We start from the raw sequence: 19641 nt of genomic DNA, 5'->3' as shown, positions 1-19641 counted from the left end.
GAGCCCACGATGCCAAAACGTACTGACATAAAATCTATCCTGATCCTTGGCGCTGGCCCGATTGTGATTGGCCAGGCATGTGAATTCGACTATTCGGGTGCGCAGGCGTGTAAGGCGCTGCGTGAAGAGGGTTACCGCGTCATTCTGGTGAACTCCAACCCGGCCACCATCATGACTGACCCGGAAATGGCGGATGCGACCTACATCGAGCCTATCCACTGGGAAGTGGTGCGTAAAATCATCGAAAAAGAGCGCCCGGATGCGGTGCTGCCGACCATGGGTGGCCAGACCGCGCTGAACTGTGCGCTGGAGCTGGAGCGCCAGGGCGTACTGGCCGAGTTCGGCGTAACCATGATCGGTGCTACCGCTGATGCGATTGATAAAGCCGAAGACCGTCGCCGCTTCGACGTAGCGATGAAGAGCATCGGCCTGGATACCGCACGTTCCGGTATCGCGCATACGATGGAAGAAGCGCTGGCGGTAGCGGAAGACGTCGGTTTCCCGTGCATCATTCGTCCGTCCTTCACCATGGGCGGCACCGGCGGCGGTATCGCATACAACCGCGAAGAGTTTGAAGAGATTTGCGAGCGCGGCCTCGATCTGTCACCGACCAATGAGCTGCTGATTGATGAGTCGCTGATTGGCTGGAAAGAGTACGAGATGGAAGTGGTGCGTGATAAAAACGATAACTGCATCATCGTCTGCTCGATCGAAAACTTTGACGCGATGGGGATTCACACCGGTGACTCCATCACCGTGGCGCCGGCACAAACGCTGACCGATAAAGAGTATCAGATCATGCGTAACGCCTCGCTGGCGGTGCTGCGTGAAATCGGCGTCGAAACCGGCGGTTCCAACGTCCAGTTCTCGGTGAACCCCAAAGACGGTCGCCTGATCGTTATTGAGATGAACCCGCGCGTATCGCGCTCCTCCGCGCTGGCCTCGAAAGCGACCGGTTTCCCGATTGCCAAAGTTGCGGCCAAGCTGGCGGTAGGCTTTACGCTGGATGAGCTGATGAACGACATCACCGGTGGCCGTACGCCGGCTTCGTTCGAGCCGTCCATCGACTACGTCGTGACCAAAATTCCCCGCTTCAACTTCGAGAAGTTTGCCGGTGCCAATGACCGTCTGACCACGCAGATGAAATCGGTCGGTGAAGTGATGGCGATTGGCCGCACGTTCCAGGAATCGATGCAGAAAGCGCTGCGCGGTCTGGAAGTGGGCGCCAGCGGTTTTGACCCGAAAGTAGATCTGGATGATGGCGAAGCCCTGACCCGTATCCGCCGCGAGCTGAAAGATGCCGGTTCTGACCGCATCTGGTATATCGCTGATGCCTTCCGTGCCGGCATGTCGGTCGACGGCGTGTTTAACCTGACCAACGTTGACCGCTGGTTCCTGGTGCAGATTGAAGAGCTGGTGCGTCTGGAAGAGCAGGTGGCGCGTGAAGGCGTCAACTCGCTGAGCGCAGATTTCCTGCGTGCGCTGAAGCGTAAAGGCTTCGCCGATGTGCGTCTGGCAACGCTGGCGGGCGTGGCGGAAAGCGAAATCCGCAAGCTGCGTCATCAGTTCAACCTGCATCCGGTTTATAAGCGCGTCGATACCTGTGCGGCGGAGTTCGCCACCGACACCGCGTATATGTACTCCACTTATGAAGAAGAGTGCGAAGCCAATCCTAACCAGGATCGTGAAAAAATCATGATTCTGGGCGGCGGACCAAACCGTATCGGCCAGGGCATCGAATTCGACTACTGCTGCGTGCACGCGGCGCTGGCGCTGCGCGAAGACGGTTACGAAACCATCATGGTCAACTGTAACCCGGAAACCGTTTCAACTGATTACGATACCTCAGACCGTCTCTACTTTGAGCCGGTGACGCTGGAAGACGTGCTGGAAATCGTGCGCATTGAGCAGCCGAAAGGCGTTATCGTGCAGTACGGTGGTCAGACGCCGCTGAAGCTGGCGCGCGCGCTGGAAGCGGCTGGCGTGCCGGTGATTGGTACCAGCCCGGATGCTATTGACCGTGCGGAAGACCGTGAGCGTTTCCAGCAGGCGGTGGATCGCCTGAAGCTGAAACAGCCGGCTAACGCCACGGTGGCGACGCTGGAACAGGCGGTCGAGAAAGCCGCCGGTATCGGTTACCCGCTGGTGGTGCGTCCTTCATACGTGCTGGGCGGTCGGGCGATGGAAATCGTCTATGACGAAGTGGATCTCAAGCGTTACTTCCAGACTGCGGTGTCCGTGTCCAACGATGCTCCAGTGCTGCTGGATCGCTTCCTCGATGATGCGGTGGAAGTGGACGTCGATGCGATTTGCGACGGCGAACGCGTGCTGATTGGCGGCATCATGGAACACATCGAGCAGGCGGGCGTGCACTCCGGTGACTCGGCCTGTTCGCTGCCGGCGTACACCCTGAGCAGCGAGATTCAGAACGTGATGCGTCAGCAGGTGGAAAAACTGGCCTTCGAACTCAACGTGCGCGGCCTGATGAACGTGCAGTTTGCGGTCAAGGATAACGAAGTTTACCTGATTGAGGTGAACCCACGTGCCGCGCGTACCGTGCCGTTTGTCTCCAAAGCCACCGGCGTGCCGCTGGCGAAAGTGGCGGCACGCGTGATGGCTGGCAAAACCCTGGCTGAGCAGGGCGTGACCGAAGAGGTGATTCCGCCGTACTACTCGGTGAAAGAAGTGGTGCTGCCGTTCAACAAATTCCCGGGCGTGGACCCGATTCTTGGGCCGGAAATGCGTTCGACCGGTGAAGTGATGGGCGTGGGCCGCACCTTCGCGGAAGCATTCAGCAAAGCCATGCTGGGCGCCCAGAGCAATATGAAGAAGCAGGGGCGTGCGCTGCTGTCGGTGCGTGAAGGCGACAAGAAACGTATTGTTGACCTGGCCGCGAAGCTGCAGAAGTTTGGCTTCGAGCTGGATGCAACGCACGGTACTGCCGTGGTGCTGGGTGAAGCCGGCATCAATCCGCGCCTGGTGAACAAGGTGCACGAAGGGCGTCCGCACATTCAGGACCGCCTGAAGAACGGTGAGTACACCTACATCGTTAACACCACTGCAGGACGTCAGGCGATTGAGGATTCCAAACTGATTCGCCGCAGCGCGCTACAGTACAAAGTGCATTACGACACCACGCTGAACGGCGGCTTTGCCACCGCGATGGCACTCAACGCGGACCCGACCGAAAAAGTGATTTCGGTGCAGGAGATGCACGCGCAGATCAAAGGCTAAACCGCCTGCTCTGCGACTAAACGGCCCCGTGCGGGCCGTTTTTTTTGGCTGTTTTGCCGGCGTTGCATAAGGTTATGCGTTACAAATCTATTGATTTGACATAATTTTTATCAGTTGATGCGAAACCAGTTACATTCAGGCGTATCCGCACAAAATTATAAATACCTCTCCGCTAAGCGCACCGTACTATTTCGCTGCTCAATCATAGAGCGCTCACCTTAACGGGATATAAAAATGAAATTGCGTGCTTTCACTCTCAGCGCAGTGGCTGCGTTACTTGTTGCTGCACCCCTCGCCAGTCAGGCGGAAATTACCCTGCTGAAGCAGGATCCGCAGGCCGGTGATCCCCTTAGCCGTCTTGATTTCAAAGTGGGCGGCAGTATTCGTCCGCAGTACCTGCATCAGAACGGTGTTAACGACAAATCCTATAAGCGTAACGGCTACGATGGCGGTTCACGTTTCCGCTTCAGCGCTAACTACTACCTGTTTGACGATGTCAGCTGGGTGGGTTACTACGAGCTGGGCGTTAACTTCCCGGCATGGTGGGGCTGGGATAACCACTATGCGGACGGCGCTCATAACACCACGCGTCGCCAGCTGTATACCGGTTTCAAAAGCGCGTCGCTCGGCGAGCTCTATTTCGGCCAGCAAAACAGCGTGTATTACGATGTGGTCGGCGCTAAAACCGATATCTGGGACTACGACATGCTGGCCCAGGCGCCGGGCAACGGCATCAACGGCGACTACGACGGATCTTACCGTTCACGCAAGATGCTGAAGTACAAAAACACCTTCGGCGATGCAGATGTCTATGCCGCTTATCTGTTTGAGGATAACGACTATCTGCCGGGTAACGGCCTGCGCTACAAGCGTAAGGGCGGCGGTTCGCTGGGCGTGAACTATCACATCAGCAAAGATCTGGCGTGGGGCGCCGCATGGAACTACACCCGCGCGGATATCCGCAATCCGGGCAATGGCGACAGCAAGCGTTACGACCAGAATATCTACGGCACCGCGCTGAGCTGGACGCCGGACAACTGGACGCTGTCGGCTGGTGCGGGCTGGTATGAGAACTTCTCACCGACCAAACGCAATACCGTTAACAACTACTTCGCGGATGATGCGTGGGGCGTTGAATACTTCGCCGGTTATAAATTCCCGATTGGCCAGTATGCCGTGAAGAGCATCCAGCCTTACTTCATGGGCGACCGCCTGGAGTTCGTCAACGGACGTAACTACCAGCGTATCGATAATGGTGTGGGCGTCAGCGCGCAGCTCGACTACGGTTTCCGCGTCGACTACGAGTACGTGATCACCTCCAGTACTGATAAATCACTGGGCAACGTTAATCTGGTGCGTCTGCGCTACGATTTCTGATGCGTGTTAACGGCTCCTGCGGGGGCCGTTTTTTTGGGGCGGGCACAGTGCGCTTTTCTTTACACAGCGCGCGGGCAGCGCGGGGCATTACCCTGAGTTGTAGCGCCTTCACCGCGAAATCTGGCGGCTCTTTCCGCTAACTGCCGCAAAGCCGGAGTAAAACTCTGTGCGTCAGACAAAACACCGAGCCAAGCGGGCTTTACGTAAATAGCACTATCGCCCTATCGACGAAAGTTTCACCTTTACGTATCATTGCGCCAATTTTTTCCTGTAGGTCTTTTAACATGATTAGTTTGATCGCGGCACTGGCAGCAGACCGTATTATTGGTATGGAAAACGCCATGCCATGGCACCTGCCCGCCGACCTCGCGTGGTTCAAGCGTAATACGCTGAACAAACCGGTGATTATGGGCCGTCTGACGTTTGAATCGATTGGCCGGCCGCTACCGGGACGTCTGAATATTGTGATCAGCAGCCAGCCCGGTAACCACGATGGCGTAACCTGGGTGACGTCGCCGGAAGAGGCGATTGCCGCAGCGGGTGAGGCAGAGGAGATCATGGTGATTGGCGGCGGGCGGATTTATGCGCAGATGCTGGCGCGCGCCGATCGTCTCTATCTGACGCATATCGATGCGGAAGTGGAAGGTGATACCCAGTTCCCGGATTACGAGCCGGACGAGTGGCAGTCGACGTTCAGTGAGTTCCATGATGCCGACGCGCAGAATTCGCACAGTTACTGCTTTGAGATTCTGGATCGCCGCCGTTGATTGTGGCCTGGTGCGCATGGATGCGCAGCCTGTAAAAACGGCGCAATACGACTGCCTGGTGCGCATTAATGCGCAGCCTGTAAAGGCAGGGATATAGTGGTTCAGGAGCGCAGTTTATTGTAGCGGCGCAATTTATTGCGCGATAACACCGTGCGCTATCAGGCTGATGGGTGCCACGGTACAGATTGTCATGGTAGGGGCGCCATTTATGGCGACCGAAAAAAAGCCCCGCTAACATCGCGGGGCTTTTTGTTTACTGCATATCGCTCAGGGAAGAGGGCGCATTCACTGCGCTTTCCGCCATCGCCTGGTCGCGATTCGAGACCTGCACGTAATACTGGCCGCTCTCCCAGTGCAGCAGGGTCAGGGTTCCGCCCCAGCAGCAACCAGTGTCGAGCCCGATCACATGCTCCGGCGTGCCTTTTCCTTCCAGCGAAGCCCAGTGACCAAAGATTTGCGTATACTCGCTGCCGATTTTGCCGGGCACCTGGAACCACGGCTTCAGCGGTGGCGGCGCTGAAGCGGGCGCCTCTTTGCAGATCATATCGAGCTGACCATTGGGGAAACAGAAGCGCATGCGCGTCAGCGCATTGGTACTGAAGCGCAGGCGTGCCAGGCCGCTCAGCTCTGGCGTCCAGTTGTTCGGCATGTCGCCATACATGGCATCAAGAAACAGCGGATAGCTGTCGCTGGCCAGTACCGCTTCGACTTCACGCGCGCACTGCTTTGCCGTCTCCAGATCCCACTGCGGCGTGATACCGGCGTGCGCCATCAGCAGTTTTTTCTCTTCATCCACCTGCAACAGCGGCTGGCGACGCAGCCAGTTTATCAGCTCGTCGGCATCGTCGGCCTCCAGCAGCGGTGTCAGGCGATCTTTTGGCTTATTACGGCTGATACCGGCGTACACCGCCAGCAAATGCAGGTCATGGTTGCCCAGCACCAGGCGCACGCACGCGCCGAGCGACTTGACGTAGCGCAGTACCTCAAGCGAACCCGGACCGCGCGCCACCAGGTCGCCGGTCAGCCATAGCTCGTCCTGCTGTGCATCGAAATCAACCTGCGCCAGCAGCGCACGTAATTCGTCATAACAGCCGTGAATATCGCCAATCAGGTATGTGCTCATTAAGTCAGTCCGATGAAAACGCGCCGCCCGGACTGGCCGGGCGGAGGAGGAATTAGTGAATGTGGGTTTGCACCGCGAGCCGGAACACCGGAATCTCGACGTGGAAGGCGTCGCCTTCTTCGTCAGTCATCACATAGTGTCCCTGCATGGTGCCCATCGGCGTTTCCAGAATCGCGCCGCTGGTGTACTGAAACTCGCTGCCGGGCGCGATGTGCGGCTGCTCACCGACCACGCCTTCACCCTGAACTTCGGTCTCGCGTCCGTTGCCGTTGGTGATCAGCCAGTAGCGGCTGCGCAGCTGCACGCTGTTGCGCCCGAGGTTACGAATGGTGATGGTGTAGGCAAACACGTAACGATCCTCATCGGGAAAGGATTGCGATTCCACATACTGACTCAGTACCTGGACACAAACGCGGGCCAGTTCACTCATGCACTCAGTTCTCCGCAGATTCAGCCTGATGATTGCCCAGCCAGTTTGCCAGCTGGCAATACTGCGCTACGGTGACGTTTTCTGCCCGCAGCGAGGCGTCGATGTTCAGTTCATCCAGCGCACCGGCCGTGAACAGGTGTCCGAGGCTGTTGCGCAGGGTTTTACGCCGCTGACCGAATGCTTCGGTGGTGATACGGCTCAGCAAACGCACATCGCTGACCGGATGCGGCGGCTGGGTAAAAGGCACCAGACGCACCACCGCCGAATCCACTTTCGGTGGCGGGGTGAACGATTGTGGCGGCACTTCCAGCACCGGAATCACCTGACAATAATATTGCGCCATCACGCTGAGACGCCCGTAAGCTTTGCTGCCCGGACCGGCTACCAGACGGTTAACCACCTCTTTCTGCAGCATGAAGTGCATATCTTTAATCGAACCAGTATAGCTGAAAAGGTGAAACATCAGCGGCGTCGAGATGTTGTAAGGCAGATTGCCAAACACGCGCAGCGGCTGACCCCGCTCCTGCGCCAGCGCGGAGAAGTCGAAGGTCATCGCATCCTGCTGATAAATCGTCAGCTTGGGACCGAGGAACGGATGCGTCTGCAAACGCGCGGCCAGATCGCGGTCCAGCTCAACCACGGTCAGCGCATCAAGACGCTCGCCCACCGGCTCGGTTAACGCACCCAGACCCGGGCCAATCTCCACCATGGCTTCACCCTTTTGCGGATGAATAGCGGAGACGATGCTGTCGATAATGTACTGATCGTTCAGGAAGTTCTGCCCGAAACGTTTACGGGCGTAGTGCCCCTGATGGACGCGATTATTCATTACTGCTCTTGATCATAGTGATGGCGAGGTTAAGCGCCGTGATAAAGCTGCCCGGCTCTGCGTGGCCCAGACCGGCAAGTTCCAGCGCGGTGCCGTGGTCAACGGAGGTACGGATAAACGGCAGGCCGAGGGTGATATTCACCGCGCGACCAAACCCCTGAAATTTTAACACCGGCAGGCCCTGGTCGTGATACATCGCCAGTACCGCATCGGCATGCTGCAGATATTTCGGCTGAAACAGCGTATCCGCCGGTAACGGACCGGTGAGCTGCAGGCCCTGCTGGCGCAGTTCGTCGAGCGCCGGAATGATGGTATCGATCTCTTCCCGGCCCATGTGGCCGCTTTCGCCAGCATGCGGGTTGAGGCCGCAGACAAAGATATGCGGCTGCGCAATGCCAAACTTACGCTGCAAATCCTGATGCAGGATGGTGATCACTTCATGCAGGCTGTCACGCGTGATGGCGTCCGCGACATCTTTCAGCGGCAGATGCGTGGTGGCCAGCGCCACGCGCAACGCTTCGGTCGCCAGCATCATCACCACGCGATCGCCACCGGCGCGCTCGGCAAAGAACTCGGTGTGACCGGTGAAGGGGATGCCGGCGTCATTGATCACGCCCTTGTGGACCGGACCGGTGACCAGCGCGGCAAACTCGCCGCTGAGGCAACCGTCGCAGGCGCGGGCCAGCGTCTCCAGTACATAGTGACCGTTGGCAACGGTCAGCTCGCCGGCCGTCACCGGCTGCGCCGTCGCAATGTGCAGCAGCGTCAGCGTACCGGCCTGCTGCGGCTGCGGCGCCACGCCGGGCTGATAGTCACGCAGCGTCAGCGGCAGACCCAGTTGCGCCGCGCGCTGGCGCAGCACGTCGCCGTCCGCGCACACCACCAGCTCAACCGGCCAGTCACGCTGAGCCAGCGCAACGGCGAGATCGGGACCAATCCCGGCGGGTTCGCCGGGCGTGATCACTACGCGATAATTACTGACCATTGCCATCCAGAATCTTCACGTAAGCACTGGCGCGCTGTTCCTGCATCCAGGTTTGTGCTTCTTCGGCAAACTTACGGTTGAACAGCAGACGATAAGCGCGCTCTTTCTGCGCGGCATCGGTTTTATCCACCTGGCGGGTATCCAGCAGCTGGATCAGGTGCCAGCCGAAGGAGGAGTGCACCGGCGCACTGACCTGGCCTTTCTGCAGCTTCAGCAGCGCATCACGGAACGCCGGATCGTAGATTTCCGGAGACGCCCAGCCGAGGTCGCCGCCCTGGTTCGCTGAACCCGGATCGTCAGAGAACTGCTTCGCGGCAGCAGCGAAGGTGGTTTTGCCACTCTTGATGTCTGCGGCGATCTGTTCGATCTTCTGGCGCGCCTGATCGTCAGTGAGGATCGGTGACGGCTTCAGTAGAATGTGGCGGGCATGCACTTCGGTGACCGAAATGTTTTTGCTCTCACCGCGCAGGTCGTTCACTTTCAGGATATGGAAGCCAACGCCAGAGCGGATCGGGCCGACGATGTCGCCTTTCTTCGCACTGCTCAGCGCCTGCGAGAACAGCGTCGGCAGCTCTTCAATTTTGCCCCAGCCCATGTTGCCGCCTTTCAGCGCCTGCGGGTCGGCAGAGTAGGTTACGGCCAGTTTACCGAAATCGGCACCGCCTTTCAGTTCGCCCACCAGCTGACGCGCCAGCGCTTCCTGGTCGTCAACCTGCTGCTGGGTGGGATTTTCCGGCAGCGGCAGCAAAATCTGGCTGATGTTGAGTTCGGTGCCCTGGGTATTCTGCGAGCCGATCTGCTTAGCCAGCGTATCCACTTCCTGCGGCAGAATGGTGACGCGACGGCGCACTTCGTTGTTCCGCACCTCGGAGATCAGCATCTCTTTACGGATCTGCGCGCGATAATCGTTGTAGTTCATGCCGTCGTAGGCCAGGCGGCTGCGCAGCTGATCGACGCTCATGCGGTTCTGTGCGGCGATGTTCTGGATCGCCTGATCCAGTTGCTGATCGCTCACCTGCAGACCGGCTTTTTCGCCCATCTGCAGAATGATGGCGTCCATGACCTGGCGTTCAAGGATCTGATGACGCAGGGTTTTGTCATCCGGTAGCTGCTGACCCGCCTGCTGCGCCTGCGACTTCACGGTACGCAGCATGTTGTCTACATCACTTTCCAGCACCACGCCGTTGTTCACGACTGCGGCAACTTTATCGACCATCTGTGGGGCTGCGAACGCAGTGTTAGCGGTGATCGCCACACCAAGAATCAGCATTCTCCAGTTCTTCATACTTTATCCATTGTTGTTTCCGCACTGCGGGATAGCCTGTCAAATATCACAACATCAGAAAGCACGCTGGTAAGGGATGATGCCCTGACGCAGCATTTCATTGGTGCCTAAGCCATAGTTAGAACTCAGACCACGCAGCTCAATGTTGAATGAGATTTGGTTGTCATACTTGCTGTCGTTGTTTTCCCAACCGTTGATCTTGCGTTCGTAACCCAGACGAATGGCGTAGCAGCAGGAGCTGTACTGCAGGCCAACCAACTGCTCGGCCGGACGGCTGTTGCGGGTGTCATAGTAATAACCCCCCACCAGCGACCAGGCATCGGCAATCGGCCAGCTGGCGGTGGCACCCACCTGCGAGATACCGTTTTTGAAGATTGGGTTGGTGACATAGCTCGGGTTGTTTAACGCCTGCGCCACATACTCCGGGCTGCTGTAGCGATAGCTCAGCTGCACCATACGGTCGGCATCACGACGATATTCCACAATGGCGTTGCCCTGGGAAACGTTATCCAGCCGCGTATCGTATTGCAGGCCGCCGCGCACGCCCCAGCGATCGCTCACTTTCCAGTAAGTATCACCCGCCCACACCAGGCTACCGGTATCATCTTCTTTGTTCGTCTGGTTTACGCCGGTACGAGACGGGGTAAACGAGTAGATTTGACCCACGGAAACGTTAAAACGTTCAACCAGATCGTTATCATAAATACGCGTGGTCACGCCGGTCGCCACTTCGTTAGACGAAGCGATACGATCGAGGCCGCTGTAGGTGCGATCGCGGAACAGGCCGGTGTAGTCGGTCTGCAGCAGCGTGGAGTCGTACGGATAGATGTTGCTCTGGTCGCGGTATGGGATATACAGGTACTGCACGCGCGGTTCCAGCGTCTGGGTGTAGCCTTCGGCCCAGTCCATATTGCGGTCAAATACCAGGCGACCATCTACCTTGAACTGCGGCAGGGTGCGGTTGACCGACTCTTTCAGCTGATTGGTGCGCGTGGTGTCGATATTTTCGTTGTAGTAATTAACGTTATCCTGCTGGTAATGCGTTGCCAGCAGCTTGGCTTCGGTATCCAGACTGGCCCAGCCGTTGGACAGCGGCAGGTTGAGCGTTGGCTCGATGTGCAAACGCGTCGCTTCCGGCATTCTGTCACTGACGTTGGTGAACTTCACCGCCTGTCCATAGATGCGACCATCAAATGGCCCGATGTCGTTCTGGTACAGATTGACATCCAGCTGCGGCATCGCCCGATACACGTTCTGGCTGCTGGTATTACCAAATACCTGGAAATCTTTACTGGACAGCGTCGCGTCCCAGTTGGTGTCAGCGTAGCCGACGCTGAATTTCTGCGTGGCGTAGCCGTCAGTCGAGCTGTAGTACTTCGAATCAAGATCGTTGAAGTAATAAGGATCGCTGACTTTGGTGTAGTCGGCGTTGAAGCGCCAGTGCTGATCGTAGACGCCGGAGTGACGCCAGTAGAACAGCCAGCGGTCGTCGTTGCTGTCGTTTTGCACCGCCGGTCGCGCGGCTTTATCTTTGTTGTACTGATTGTCAGACGGCAGATAGTCCAGCTCTAACAGGCCGGCACCAAACTGCGTCAGGTAGCGGAACTCGTTCTGCAGCTGCAGACCGCGCTTGCTCATGTAGTGCGGCGTAATAGTGGCATCGGCCTGAGGCGCGATGTTCCAGTAGTACGGCAGCATGAATTCGAAGCCGTTGTTGCTGCCGTATTTCGCGTTGGGGATCAGGAAGCCGGAGCGGCGGCGGTCGCCAATCGGCAACTGCAGATACGGGCTGTAAAACACCGGCACGTTGCCGAGCTTAAAGCGCGCGTTCCAGATCTCCGCCACTTCTTCTTCACGGTCCTGAATCACTTCAGAACCGACCACGCTCCAGCTGTTGGAACCCGGCAGACAGGAGGTAAAGCTGCCGTTTTCCAGAATGGTATAGCGGTTATTACCGCGCAGTTTCATCTGATCCGCATCACCGCGGCCCTGACGGCCAACCATCTGGTAATTACCGTTCCACACGTTGGTGTCTTTGGTGTTCAGATTGGACCAGGCTTTCGGACCTTTCAGGATGACCTGGTTGTCGTCATAGTGCACATTACCCAGCGCATCGACGGTACGCACCGGTGCCGTTTGCCCGTCCTGCTGACGCTGATGCAGCTGCATTTCGTCGGCAACCAGACGGCTGTTCCCCTGCTGTACATCAACATTGCCGGTGAACACCGCGTCGTTCGGATAGTTCCCTTTCGCTGAGTCAGAGTTGATGGTTACCGGCAGCGAATTCGCGTCGCCACTGACCAGCGGGCGGTTGTAGCTCGGCACGCCCAGCATACACTGCGACATCAGATCGTCGGCCAGTGCATGCTGACTATAAAGCGCTGCACCAATCATGGTAGCCAGCAGGGTAGGTATACGTTTTTTCATACGCGGTTTCGATAATTCCATGAAAACTGGCATCATGCCGACAATCCGGACAGAGACTAACGTACCGCCCGGCGTTGCGCCAGTGTTAATCCTGCTCTGCCTGCGTTGCCGTTAGGCGCGGAGATAAATGACAGGTATGATAATGCAATTTTCAGCCGCAAGCATGGCGAATTGAGGAGTTTATGCGCTACTGGGGAAAAGTTATTGGTCTGGCTCTCGGCTTACTTTCCGGGGCAGGCTTTTGGGGCATCGTACTGGGTCTGATCATTGGTCACATGTTTGACAAAGTGCGCAGTGTAAAAGGGCAGGGCTACTTCGCCAATAATCAGGCGCGCCAGACGCTGTTCTTCAGCACCACGTTCCAGGTGATGGGCCACCTGACCAAGTCAAAAGGGCGCGTCACCGAAGCGGATATCCAGATCGCTTCTCTCTTTATGGATCGCATGCAGCTTCACGGTGATGCGCGCACCGCGGCGCAGCGCGCGTTTCGCGAAGGGAAGCAGAGCGAATATCCGTTACGTAACAAACTACGCGAGCTGCGCAGCGCCTGCTTTGGCCGTTTCGACCTGATTCGGATGTTTCTGGAAATTCAAATCCAGGCGGCGTTTGCTGATGGTTCGCTGCATCCCAACGAGCGTCAGGTGCTGTACGTCATCGCGGAAGAGCTGGGGATTTCCCGCGCGCAGTTCGATCAGTTCCTGCGCATGATGGAGGGCGGTCAGCAGTTTGGTGGCGGTTCGTCGTACGGCGGCAGCGCTTATCAACAGGCGAAACGTGGTCCGACGCTGGAAGATGCCTGCAGCGTGCTGGGTGTCAAAAGCAGCGATGACAGCACCACCATCAAGCGCGCCTACCGCAAGCTGATGGCCGAGCACCATCCGGATAAGCTGGTGGCGAAAGGTCTGCCGCCGGAGATGATGGAGATGGCGAAGCAGAAAGCGCAGGAAATTCAGGCCGCGTACGACCTGATTCGCAAAGAGAAGGGCTTTAAATAAGGGGCTGCGGCCCCTTAAAAATCTGCTGGCTGGCGAAACGTCATGCTGTTGCCAAACGCCGGATGAGTAATGGTCAGCGATTCGGCGTGCAGCTGCAGGCGCGGTGCCATGGCTAACGCCTCAGGATGGGCATAGAAGCGATCGCCGAGAATCGGATGCCCGAGCGCCAGAAGATGCACGCGCAGCTGGTGTGAACGGCCGGTGATCGGCTTCAGCTGCACCCGCGCGCTGTTATCGGCGTCATACGCCAGCACCTGATATTCCGTCTGTGCCGGTTTACCCAGTTCCACACTCACCATCTGCTTCGGCCGGTTAGGCCAGTCGCAAATCAGCGGCAGATCGATCATGCCCTGTTCCGCCGCCGGATGTCCCCAGACGCGCGCCACGTACTGTTTCGCGGGCTCGCGCTCGCGAAACTGCCGCTTCAGCTCACGCTCGGCCGCCTTGGTCAGCGCCACCACAATCACACCGCTGGTGGCCATATCGAGCCGGTGCACCGACTCCGCCTGCGGAAAATCACGCTGGATGCGCGTCATCACGCTGTCCTTGTGCTCTTCCAGCCGGCCAGGCACCGACAGCAAACCGCTCGGCTTATTGACCACCATGATGTGCTCGTCCTGATACAGAATATGCAGCCAGGGGTCGAGCGGCGGATTGTAGGGTTCCATCAGCATGATTCAGCGCGGCCTCAGCGATTATTGGTGCGTAACAACGATCAGACGCAGCGCATCAAGGCGCCAGCCGGCTTCACCGAGGCTGGCCAGTACCTGCTCGCGGTTGCTCTCCAGCGCATCGACCTCATCATCACGGATGTTGGGGTTGACCGCTTTCAGCGCTTCGAGGCGCGACAGCTCGGCGCTCAGCTTCTCATCGGCTTCGGCTTTGGCCGCCGCAATCAGCGCCTGCGCTTCCGGCACGATGACTTTTTCCGCCTGCGTCAGAATGTGATGCACATCCTGCTGCACCGCGTTCACCAGCTTGCTGCCGGTATGGCGGTTGACTGCGTTGAGCTGACGGTTAAAGCTTTCGAACTCGACTTTACCAGCGAGGTTGTTTCCGGCGCGATCCATCAGCAGGCGGACCGGCGTAGGCGGCAGGAAGCGGGTGAGCTGCAGGTGCTTCGGCGCCTGGGCTTCGACCACGTAGATCATCTCTACCAGCAGCGTACCGACCGGCAGCGCCTTGTTCTTCAGCAGCGACAGCGCACAGCTGCCGGTATCGCCGGAGAGAATCAGGTCGAGGCCGTTGCGAATCAGCGGATGTTCCCAGGTAATGAACTGGGTATCCTCGCGTGACAGCGCCTGGTTACGGTTAAAGGTCACGGTGCAGCCATCTTCCGGCAGGCCGGGGAAATCCGGCACCAGCATGTGGTCAGACGGCGTCAGCACGATCAGGTTATCGCTGCGATCTTCCTGGTTGATACCGACGATATCGAACAGGTTGAGCGCAAAGTTCACCAGCTCGGTGTCGTTATCCTGCTCGCCGATGGCATCGGCCAGCGCCTGTGCCGCTTCGCCGCCGTTCGAGTTCAGCTCCAGCAGACGGTCGCGCCCCTGCTCCAGCTGCGCCTTCAGCGTGTCATGCTGTTTGCGGCTCTGGGCGATAAAATCGTCCAGTCCCTGCGGGTTGTCCGGTGCGGCCAGATACTCAATCAGCTGCGGGTAGGCGCTGTCGTAGATGGTGCGGCCGGTCGGGCAGGTGTGCTCAAACGCGTCCAGCCCTTCGTGGTACCAGCGCAGCAGCACCGCCTGGGCGGTTTTCTCCAGCCACGGCACCAGAATCTGGATGTCATGCAGCTGGCCGATACGATCGAGACGGCCGATACGCTGCTCAAGCAGATCCGGGTTAAACGGTAAATCGAACATCACCAGCCGGCTGGCGAACTGGAAGTTACGCCCTTCCGAGCCGATTTCCGAACACAGCAGCACCTGCGCGCCGTCTTCCTGCGAAGCGAAGAAAGCGGCCGCGCGGTCACGTTCGATAATCGATAGCCCTTCATGGAATACCGCGGCGCGGATGCCTTCACGCTCGCGCAGCACCTGCTCCAGCTGCAGCGCGGTGGCGGCCTTGGCGCAAATCACCAGCACTTTCTCTTTACGGTTGCTGGTGAGGTAGCCCATCAGCCACTCAACGCGCGGGTCGAAATTCCACCAGGTGCCGCTGTCGCCTTCGAATTCCTGATAAATCTGCTCCGGATACAGCATGTCGCGCGCGCGCTCTTCCGCCGTTTTGCGCGCCGCCATGATGCCGGAGACTTTAATCGCCGTCTGATACTGCGCCGGCAGCGGCAGGCGAATCTGATGCAGTTCGCGTTTCGGGAAGCCTTTGACGCCGTTACGCGTGTTACGGAACAGCACGCGGCTGGTGCCGTGGCGATCCATCAGCATCGAAATCAGCTCTTTGCGCGCGTCGTCTTTGCCGTCGCGATCGCTGTTCGCCACCTGCAGCAGCGGTTCGATGTCCTGCTCGCCGACCAGGTCGTTGATCAGGTTCATCTCCTCTTTGCTGATGGCGTGATCGGCCAGCAGCGTGCTGACGGCGTCAGCCACCGGGCGATAGTGCTGCTGTTCAGCCACGAACTGGCTGAAGTCGTGGAAGCGATTCGGGTCCAGCAGGCGCAGGCGGGCAAAGTGGCTCTCCATGCCGAGCTGTTCCGGCGTCGCGGTCAGCAGCAGCACGCCGGCGGTCTTTTCCGCCAGCTGTTCGATAACCTGATATTCGCGGCTCGGCGCGGCTTCGCTCCACGCCAGATGATGGGCTTCGTCGACCACCAGCAGATCCCAGTCGGCTTCGGCCAGCAGCTCCAGCCGCTGTTTGTTGCGGCGGACAAAATCCAGCGAGCAGATAATCAGCTGCTCGGTATCAAACGGGTTATCGCTGTCGTGCTGCGCTTCGGTATAGCGGTCGTCATCAAACAGCGCAAAGCGCAGGTTGAAGCGGCGCAGCATCTCCACCAGCCACTGGTGCTGCAGGGTTTCCGGCACCACGATCAGCACGCGCTCGGCGCGTCCGGCCAGCAGCTGCTGCTGAATAATCATCCCGGCTTCGATGGTTTTACCCAGGCCGACTTCATCAGCCAGCAGCACGCGCGGCGCGTGGCGGCGACCAACGTCGTGCGCGATGTGCAGCTGATGCGGAATCAGGTTGGTGCGCATGCCGCGCAGGCCGCTGATCGGCAGGCGATATTGCTCGCTCTGGTATTTGCGTGCGCGGAAGCGCAGGGCGAAGCGATCCATGCGGTCCAGCTGGCCGGCAAACAGGCGATCCTGTGGTTTGCTGAACACCAGTTTGCTGTCGAGCATCACTTCGCGCAGCACCACGTTGCTTTCGTCGGTATCAAGACGCGTGCCGATGTAAGTCACTAAATCGTTTTCGTTGCGGACTTCATCAACCTGCATCTGCCAGCCTTCGTGGCTGGTGACGGTATCACCCGGATTAAAAATCACGCGGGTGACCGGAGAATCATTACGGGCATAGAGGCGGTTTTCGCCGGTGGCGGGAAACATCAGTGTGACCATGCGCGTATCCAGCGCCACGACTGTCCCCAGTCCCAGCTCACTTTCCGTATCACTAATCCAGCGTTGACCCAGTGTAAAAACCATATATTTTTTGCTCGATTCTCTAAAAGATAGAAAGACGTTCGCCTGCTCTCAGACAATACCCCACCGCCAGACAGTTATCTGGTCAGCTGGTGCACGCGGTGAGAATCAGGAAGGGCGCTATGGTACTGGATGGCAGGGCATTCGTCACCTGTCAAAAAAGCCCCAGCTGCCCGGTGATCAGTGTAGCAAAGTCATCGCCGACAAACGGTAAAATCCCTTCGGCGATCGGCTGCAGCTGCTTGCTGACGTAGTGATCGTAATCCAGCGGCGTGCTGCGTGCTTCCAGCGGCTCCGGTCCGGCGGTGGCGATCACATAGCGGATCGATCCGCCGTTCTGATACTGCAGCGGACGCTGCAGTTTACGATTATGTTCATCAGCGAGACGCGCGGCGCGCACGTGGGGCGGCACGTTGCGCTCGTAATCTTTCAGCGGCCGGCGCAGGCGCTTTTTATACACCAGCAGATCGTCCAGCTCACCGGCCAGCAGCTGTGCCACGGTGTCGCGAATGTAATCCTGCCAGGGTTCACCGCGAAAGATGCGGCCATACAGCGTCTGCTGGAACTGCTGCGCCAGCGGCGTCCAGTCGGTGCGCACCGATTCCAGCCCCTTAAACACCAGCCGCTCATCGCCGTCGCGGCGAATCAGTCCGGCATAGCGCTTTTTACTGCCCTGTTCGGCGCCGCGTATGGTTGGCATCAGGAAGCGGCTGAAGTGGGTTTCATACTCCAGCTCCAGCGCGCTGTCGAGACCGTAAGTCTGCTGCAGATGCTGTTGCCACCAGCGATTGACCACCCCGGTCAGCCGCTGGCCGATCGCGGCGGCATCGGCCTCGCTGTGGGCGCTTTTCAGCCAGACAAAGGTGGAATCGGTGTCACCGTAGATCACGTCAAAGCCTTCGGCTTCAATCAGCTCACGCGTTTGCTGCATGATGGCGTGACCGCGCAGGGTAATCGACGAAGCAAGGCGCGGATCGAAAAAGCGACAGGCGCTGGTGCCGAGCACGCCATAAAAAGCGTTCATGATGATCTTCAGCGCCTGCGACAGCGGCTGGTTGCCGTCGCGTTTGGCGGCCTCGCGCCCCTGCCAGATCTGTCCAACAATCGCCGGTAAACAGTGGGTGTGGCGCGAAAAGCGCGCGTGGCGAAAGCCAGGAACCGAATCGGCGTCGTCCGGATGCGCCAGGCCTTCCACCAGCCCGACCGGGTCAATCAGAAAGGTGCGGATGATCGACGGATAGAGGCTTTTGTAATCCAGCACCAGCACCGAATCATACAGTCCGGGGCGCGAATCCATCACGTAGCCGCCGGGGCTGGCTTCCGGCGCCACTTCGCCGAGGTTGGGCGCGACGAAGCCGGCGCGGTGCATGCGCGGAATATACAGGTGGCTGAACGCCGCCACCGATCCGCCGTGGCGATCCACCGCCAGGCCATTGACGGTGGCGCGCTCCAGCAAAAACGGCATGATGGCGGTGTGCTGGAAGATGCGCGTGACCAGCTCGCAATCCTTCAGATTGTAGGTGGCCAGCGCCGGTTTATCGTGGGCAAAGCGCCAGTTGATCTCTTCCATGCGCTGCCACGGATTGTTGATGGCTTTGCCTTCGCCCAGCAGCTCGCGCGACACCGCCTCCAGGCTAAATGAGGCGAAGTCCCAGAACGCCGATTTCAGCGCCTCGATCCCGTCAATCACCAGCCGGCCGCTGGCCTGAGCGAAGAACACGCCGGGCTTAAAGCCGTGCTCGCGCCACTCCAGCGGCTGCTGCTGACGGCCAAGACGCAGCGGAATACCGTAGCGGTCGGCATGTTTTTGCAGCACGCGCAGATCGAACTGCACCACGTTCCAGCCGATGATAACATCAGGATCGTGACGGGCGAACCAGGCGTTAAGCTGCTCCAGCAGCTGTGGCCGGCTGTCGAGGTAAATCAGCTCGAAATCCAGCTGGCTGGCATCACCGTTAGGCGGGCCGAGCATATACACCTGGCGCTGGCCGCAGCCCTCCAGCCCGATGCAGTACAGCTCGCCGTGCTCGGTGGTTTCGATGTCGAGCGACACCCATTTCAGCTGCGGACGGTAATCGGGATGCGGCTTAAGGCGCGCATTGACGAGGCTGTCGCCGCGCGGCTCGCCGCTGAACCACACCGGTGCCGTGATGAAGCGCTCCATCAGGTAGCGTTCCGGCGGGCGGATATCTGCTTCATACACTGCAATGCCGTTTTCACGCAGGCGTTTTTCGATGCTTTGCAGCTGCCGGTGGCTGCGGCAATAGAGTCCCAGCACCGGTCGGCGACGGAAATCTTTCAGCTCCAGCGGCTGCAGGCGCGTATGGCGCTCGTCGCGAATCAGCGCTTCGGTTTGCGCCTGGAACTCGTGTGGAATAAACGCCACTGACTCCTGCGCAGGCAGCACCAGGCGCTGCGGGCCCTGGTCGGTGGCCAGCCACAGCACCACTTCGCTGCCGGTCGGGGTATCCCGCCAGTGACGAGTCAGTAAAAAGCCTGCACGCGGTTCGGTCACGTTAACTCCGGAGAATGAATTCATCTCAGTATATCATGGATGTTTATACAGTGTACTGTGGGCGCCTGCGTCGTG

Annotated in this window: 13 protein-coding genes; 4 read left to right on the top strand and 9 right to left on the bottom strand. The window is 58.7% G+C overall.

The window, feature by feature from the left end:
* The first annotated feature begins 9 nt into the window (after positions 1-9).
* From carB to folA, 3 genes are all read left to right on the top strand, one after another.
* Positions 10-3234, top strand: coding sequence for a carbamoyl-phosphate synthase large subunit (gene carB, locus MXF20_RS07890; protein WP_325968656.1), 3225 nt, complete (start codon positions 10-12; stop codon positions 3232-3234).
* Positions 3235-3468: 234 nt separating this feature from the next.
* Positions 3469-4611 (top strand): porin, encoded by a 1143-nt coding sequence (locus tag MXF20_RS07885; protein WP_418936845.1) that lies wholly within the window; start codon positions 3469-3471, stop codon positions 4609-4611.
* 284 nt (positions 4612-4895) lie between these two features.
* A complete protein-coding gene (gene folA / locus MXF20_RS07880; RefSeq protein WP_325968654.1) occupies positions 4896-5378 on the top strand; it encodes a type 3 dihydrofolate reductase in 483 nt (160 codons plus the stop codon).
* A 253-nt stretch (positions 5379-5631) separates the two neighbouring features.
* Here folA and apaH read toward each other — a convergent pair whose 3' ends face one another.
* From apaH to lptD, 6 genes are read right to left on the bottom strand one after another with little or no spacing between them, the layout of a single operon-like run.
* On the bottom strand, positions 5632-6501 hold the full coding sequence (gene apaH, locus MXF20_RS07875) for a bis(5'-nucleosyl)-tetraphosphatase (symmetrical) ApaH (RefSeq protein WP_325968652.1): 870 nt from the start codon (positions 6499-6501) through the stop codon (positions 5632-5634).
* 52 nt (positions 6502-6553) lie between these two features.
* On the bottom strand, positions 6554-6931 hold the full coding sequence (gene apaG / locus MXF20_RS07870; RefSeq protein WP_325968649.1) for a Co2+/Mg2+ efflux protein ApaG: 378 nt from the start codon (positions 6929-6931) through the stop codon (positions 6554-6556).
* A 4-nt stretch (positions 6932-6935) separates the two neighbouring features.
* The gene (gene rsmA / locus MXF20_RS07865; protein WP_325968647.1) at positions 6936-7760 is read right to left on the bottom strand and encodes a 16S rRNA (adenine(1518)-N(6)/adenine(1519)-N(6))-dimethyltransferase RsmA; all 825 of its coding nucleotides are present in this window, start codon (positions 7758-7760) and stop codon (positions 6936-6938) included.
* Positions 7753-8745, bottom strand: a complete 993-nt coding sequence (pdxA, locus tag MXF20_RS07860) for a 4-hydroxythreonine-4-phosphate dehydrogenase PdxA (RefSeq protein ID WP_325968646.1) — start codon at positions 8743-8745, stop codon at positions 7753-7755. Before pdxA ends, rsmA begins: the two co-directional genes overlap by 8 nt.
* Entirely contained in the window at positions 8735-10030 is a 1296-nt protein-coding gene (surA, locus tag MXF20_RS07855; RefSeq protein ID WP_031279707.1) for a peptidylprolyl isomerase SurA, read from the bottom strand. Before surA ends, pdxA begins: the two co-directional genes overlap by 11 nt.
* A gap of 54 nt (positions 10031-10084) precedes the next feature.
* Positions 10085-12457, bottom strand: a complete 2373-nt coding sequence (lptD, locus tag MXF20_RS07850) for an LPS assembly protein LptD (RefSeq protein WP_325968645.1) — start codon at positions 12455-12457, stop codon at positions 10085-10087.
* A 182-nt stretch (positions 12458-12639) separates the two neighbouring features.
* Here lptD and djlA point away from each other — a divergent pair, with 182 nt between their 5' ends.
* The gene (djlA, locus tag MXF20_RS07845; RefSeq protein ID WP_325968643.1) at positions 12640-13452 is read left to right on the top strand and encodes a co-chaperone DjlA; all 813 of its coding nucleotides are present in this window, start codon (positions 12640-12642) and stop codon (positions 13450-13452) included.
* 14 nt (positions 13453-13466) lie between these two features.
* On the opposite strand, the gene rluA is transcribed toward djlA, so the two are convergent.
* The 3 genes from rluA to polB all read right to left on the bottom strand — a co-directional run bounded on the left by rluA (position 13467) and on the right by polB (position 19566).
* Positions 13467-14126, bottom strand: a complete 660-nt coding sequence (rluA, locus tag MXF20_RS07840; protein ID WP_021507583.1) for a bifunctional tRNA pseudouridine(32) synthase/23S rRNA pseudouridine(746) synthase RluA — start codon at positions 14124-14126, stop codon at positions 13467-13469.
* Positions 14127-14147: 21 nt separating this feature from the next.
* Complete coding sequence (rapA, locus tag MXF20_RS07835) at positions 14148-17054, bottom strand: RNA polymerase-associated protein RapA (RefSeq protein WP_325968641.1); 2907 nt, start codon at positions 17052-17054, stop codon at positions 14148-14150.
* 151 nt (positions 17055-17205) lie between these two features.
* Positions 17206-19566 (bottom strand): DNA polymerase II, encoded by a 2361-nt coding sequence (polB, locus tag MXF20_RS07830; RefSeq protein ID WP_325968640.1) that lies wholly within the window; start codon positions 19564-19566, stop codon positions 17206-17208.
* Positions 19567-19641: the final 75 nt, after the last annotated feature.

Origin of the sequence: Pantoea dispersa (assembly GCF_035783935.1) — a bacterium.
GTDB classification, from domain to species: Bacteria; Pseudomonadota; Gammaproteobacteria; order Enterobacterales; family Enterobacteriaceae; genus Pantoea; species Pantoea dispersa_C.
Note: the sequence above shows the minus strand (reverse complement) of the source record. Positions and strands in the feature narration are given on the sequence as shown.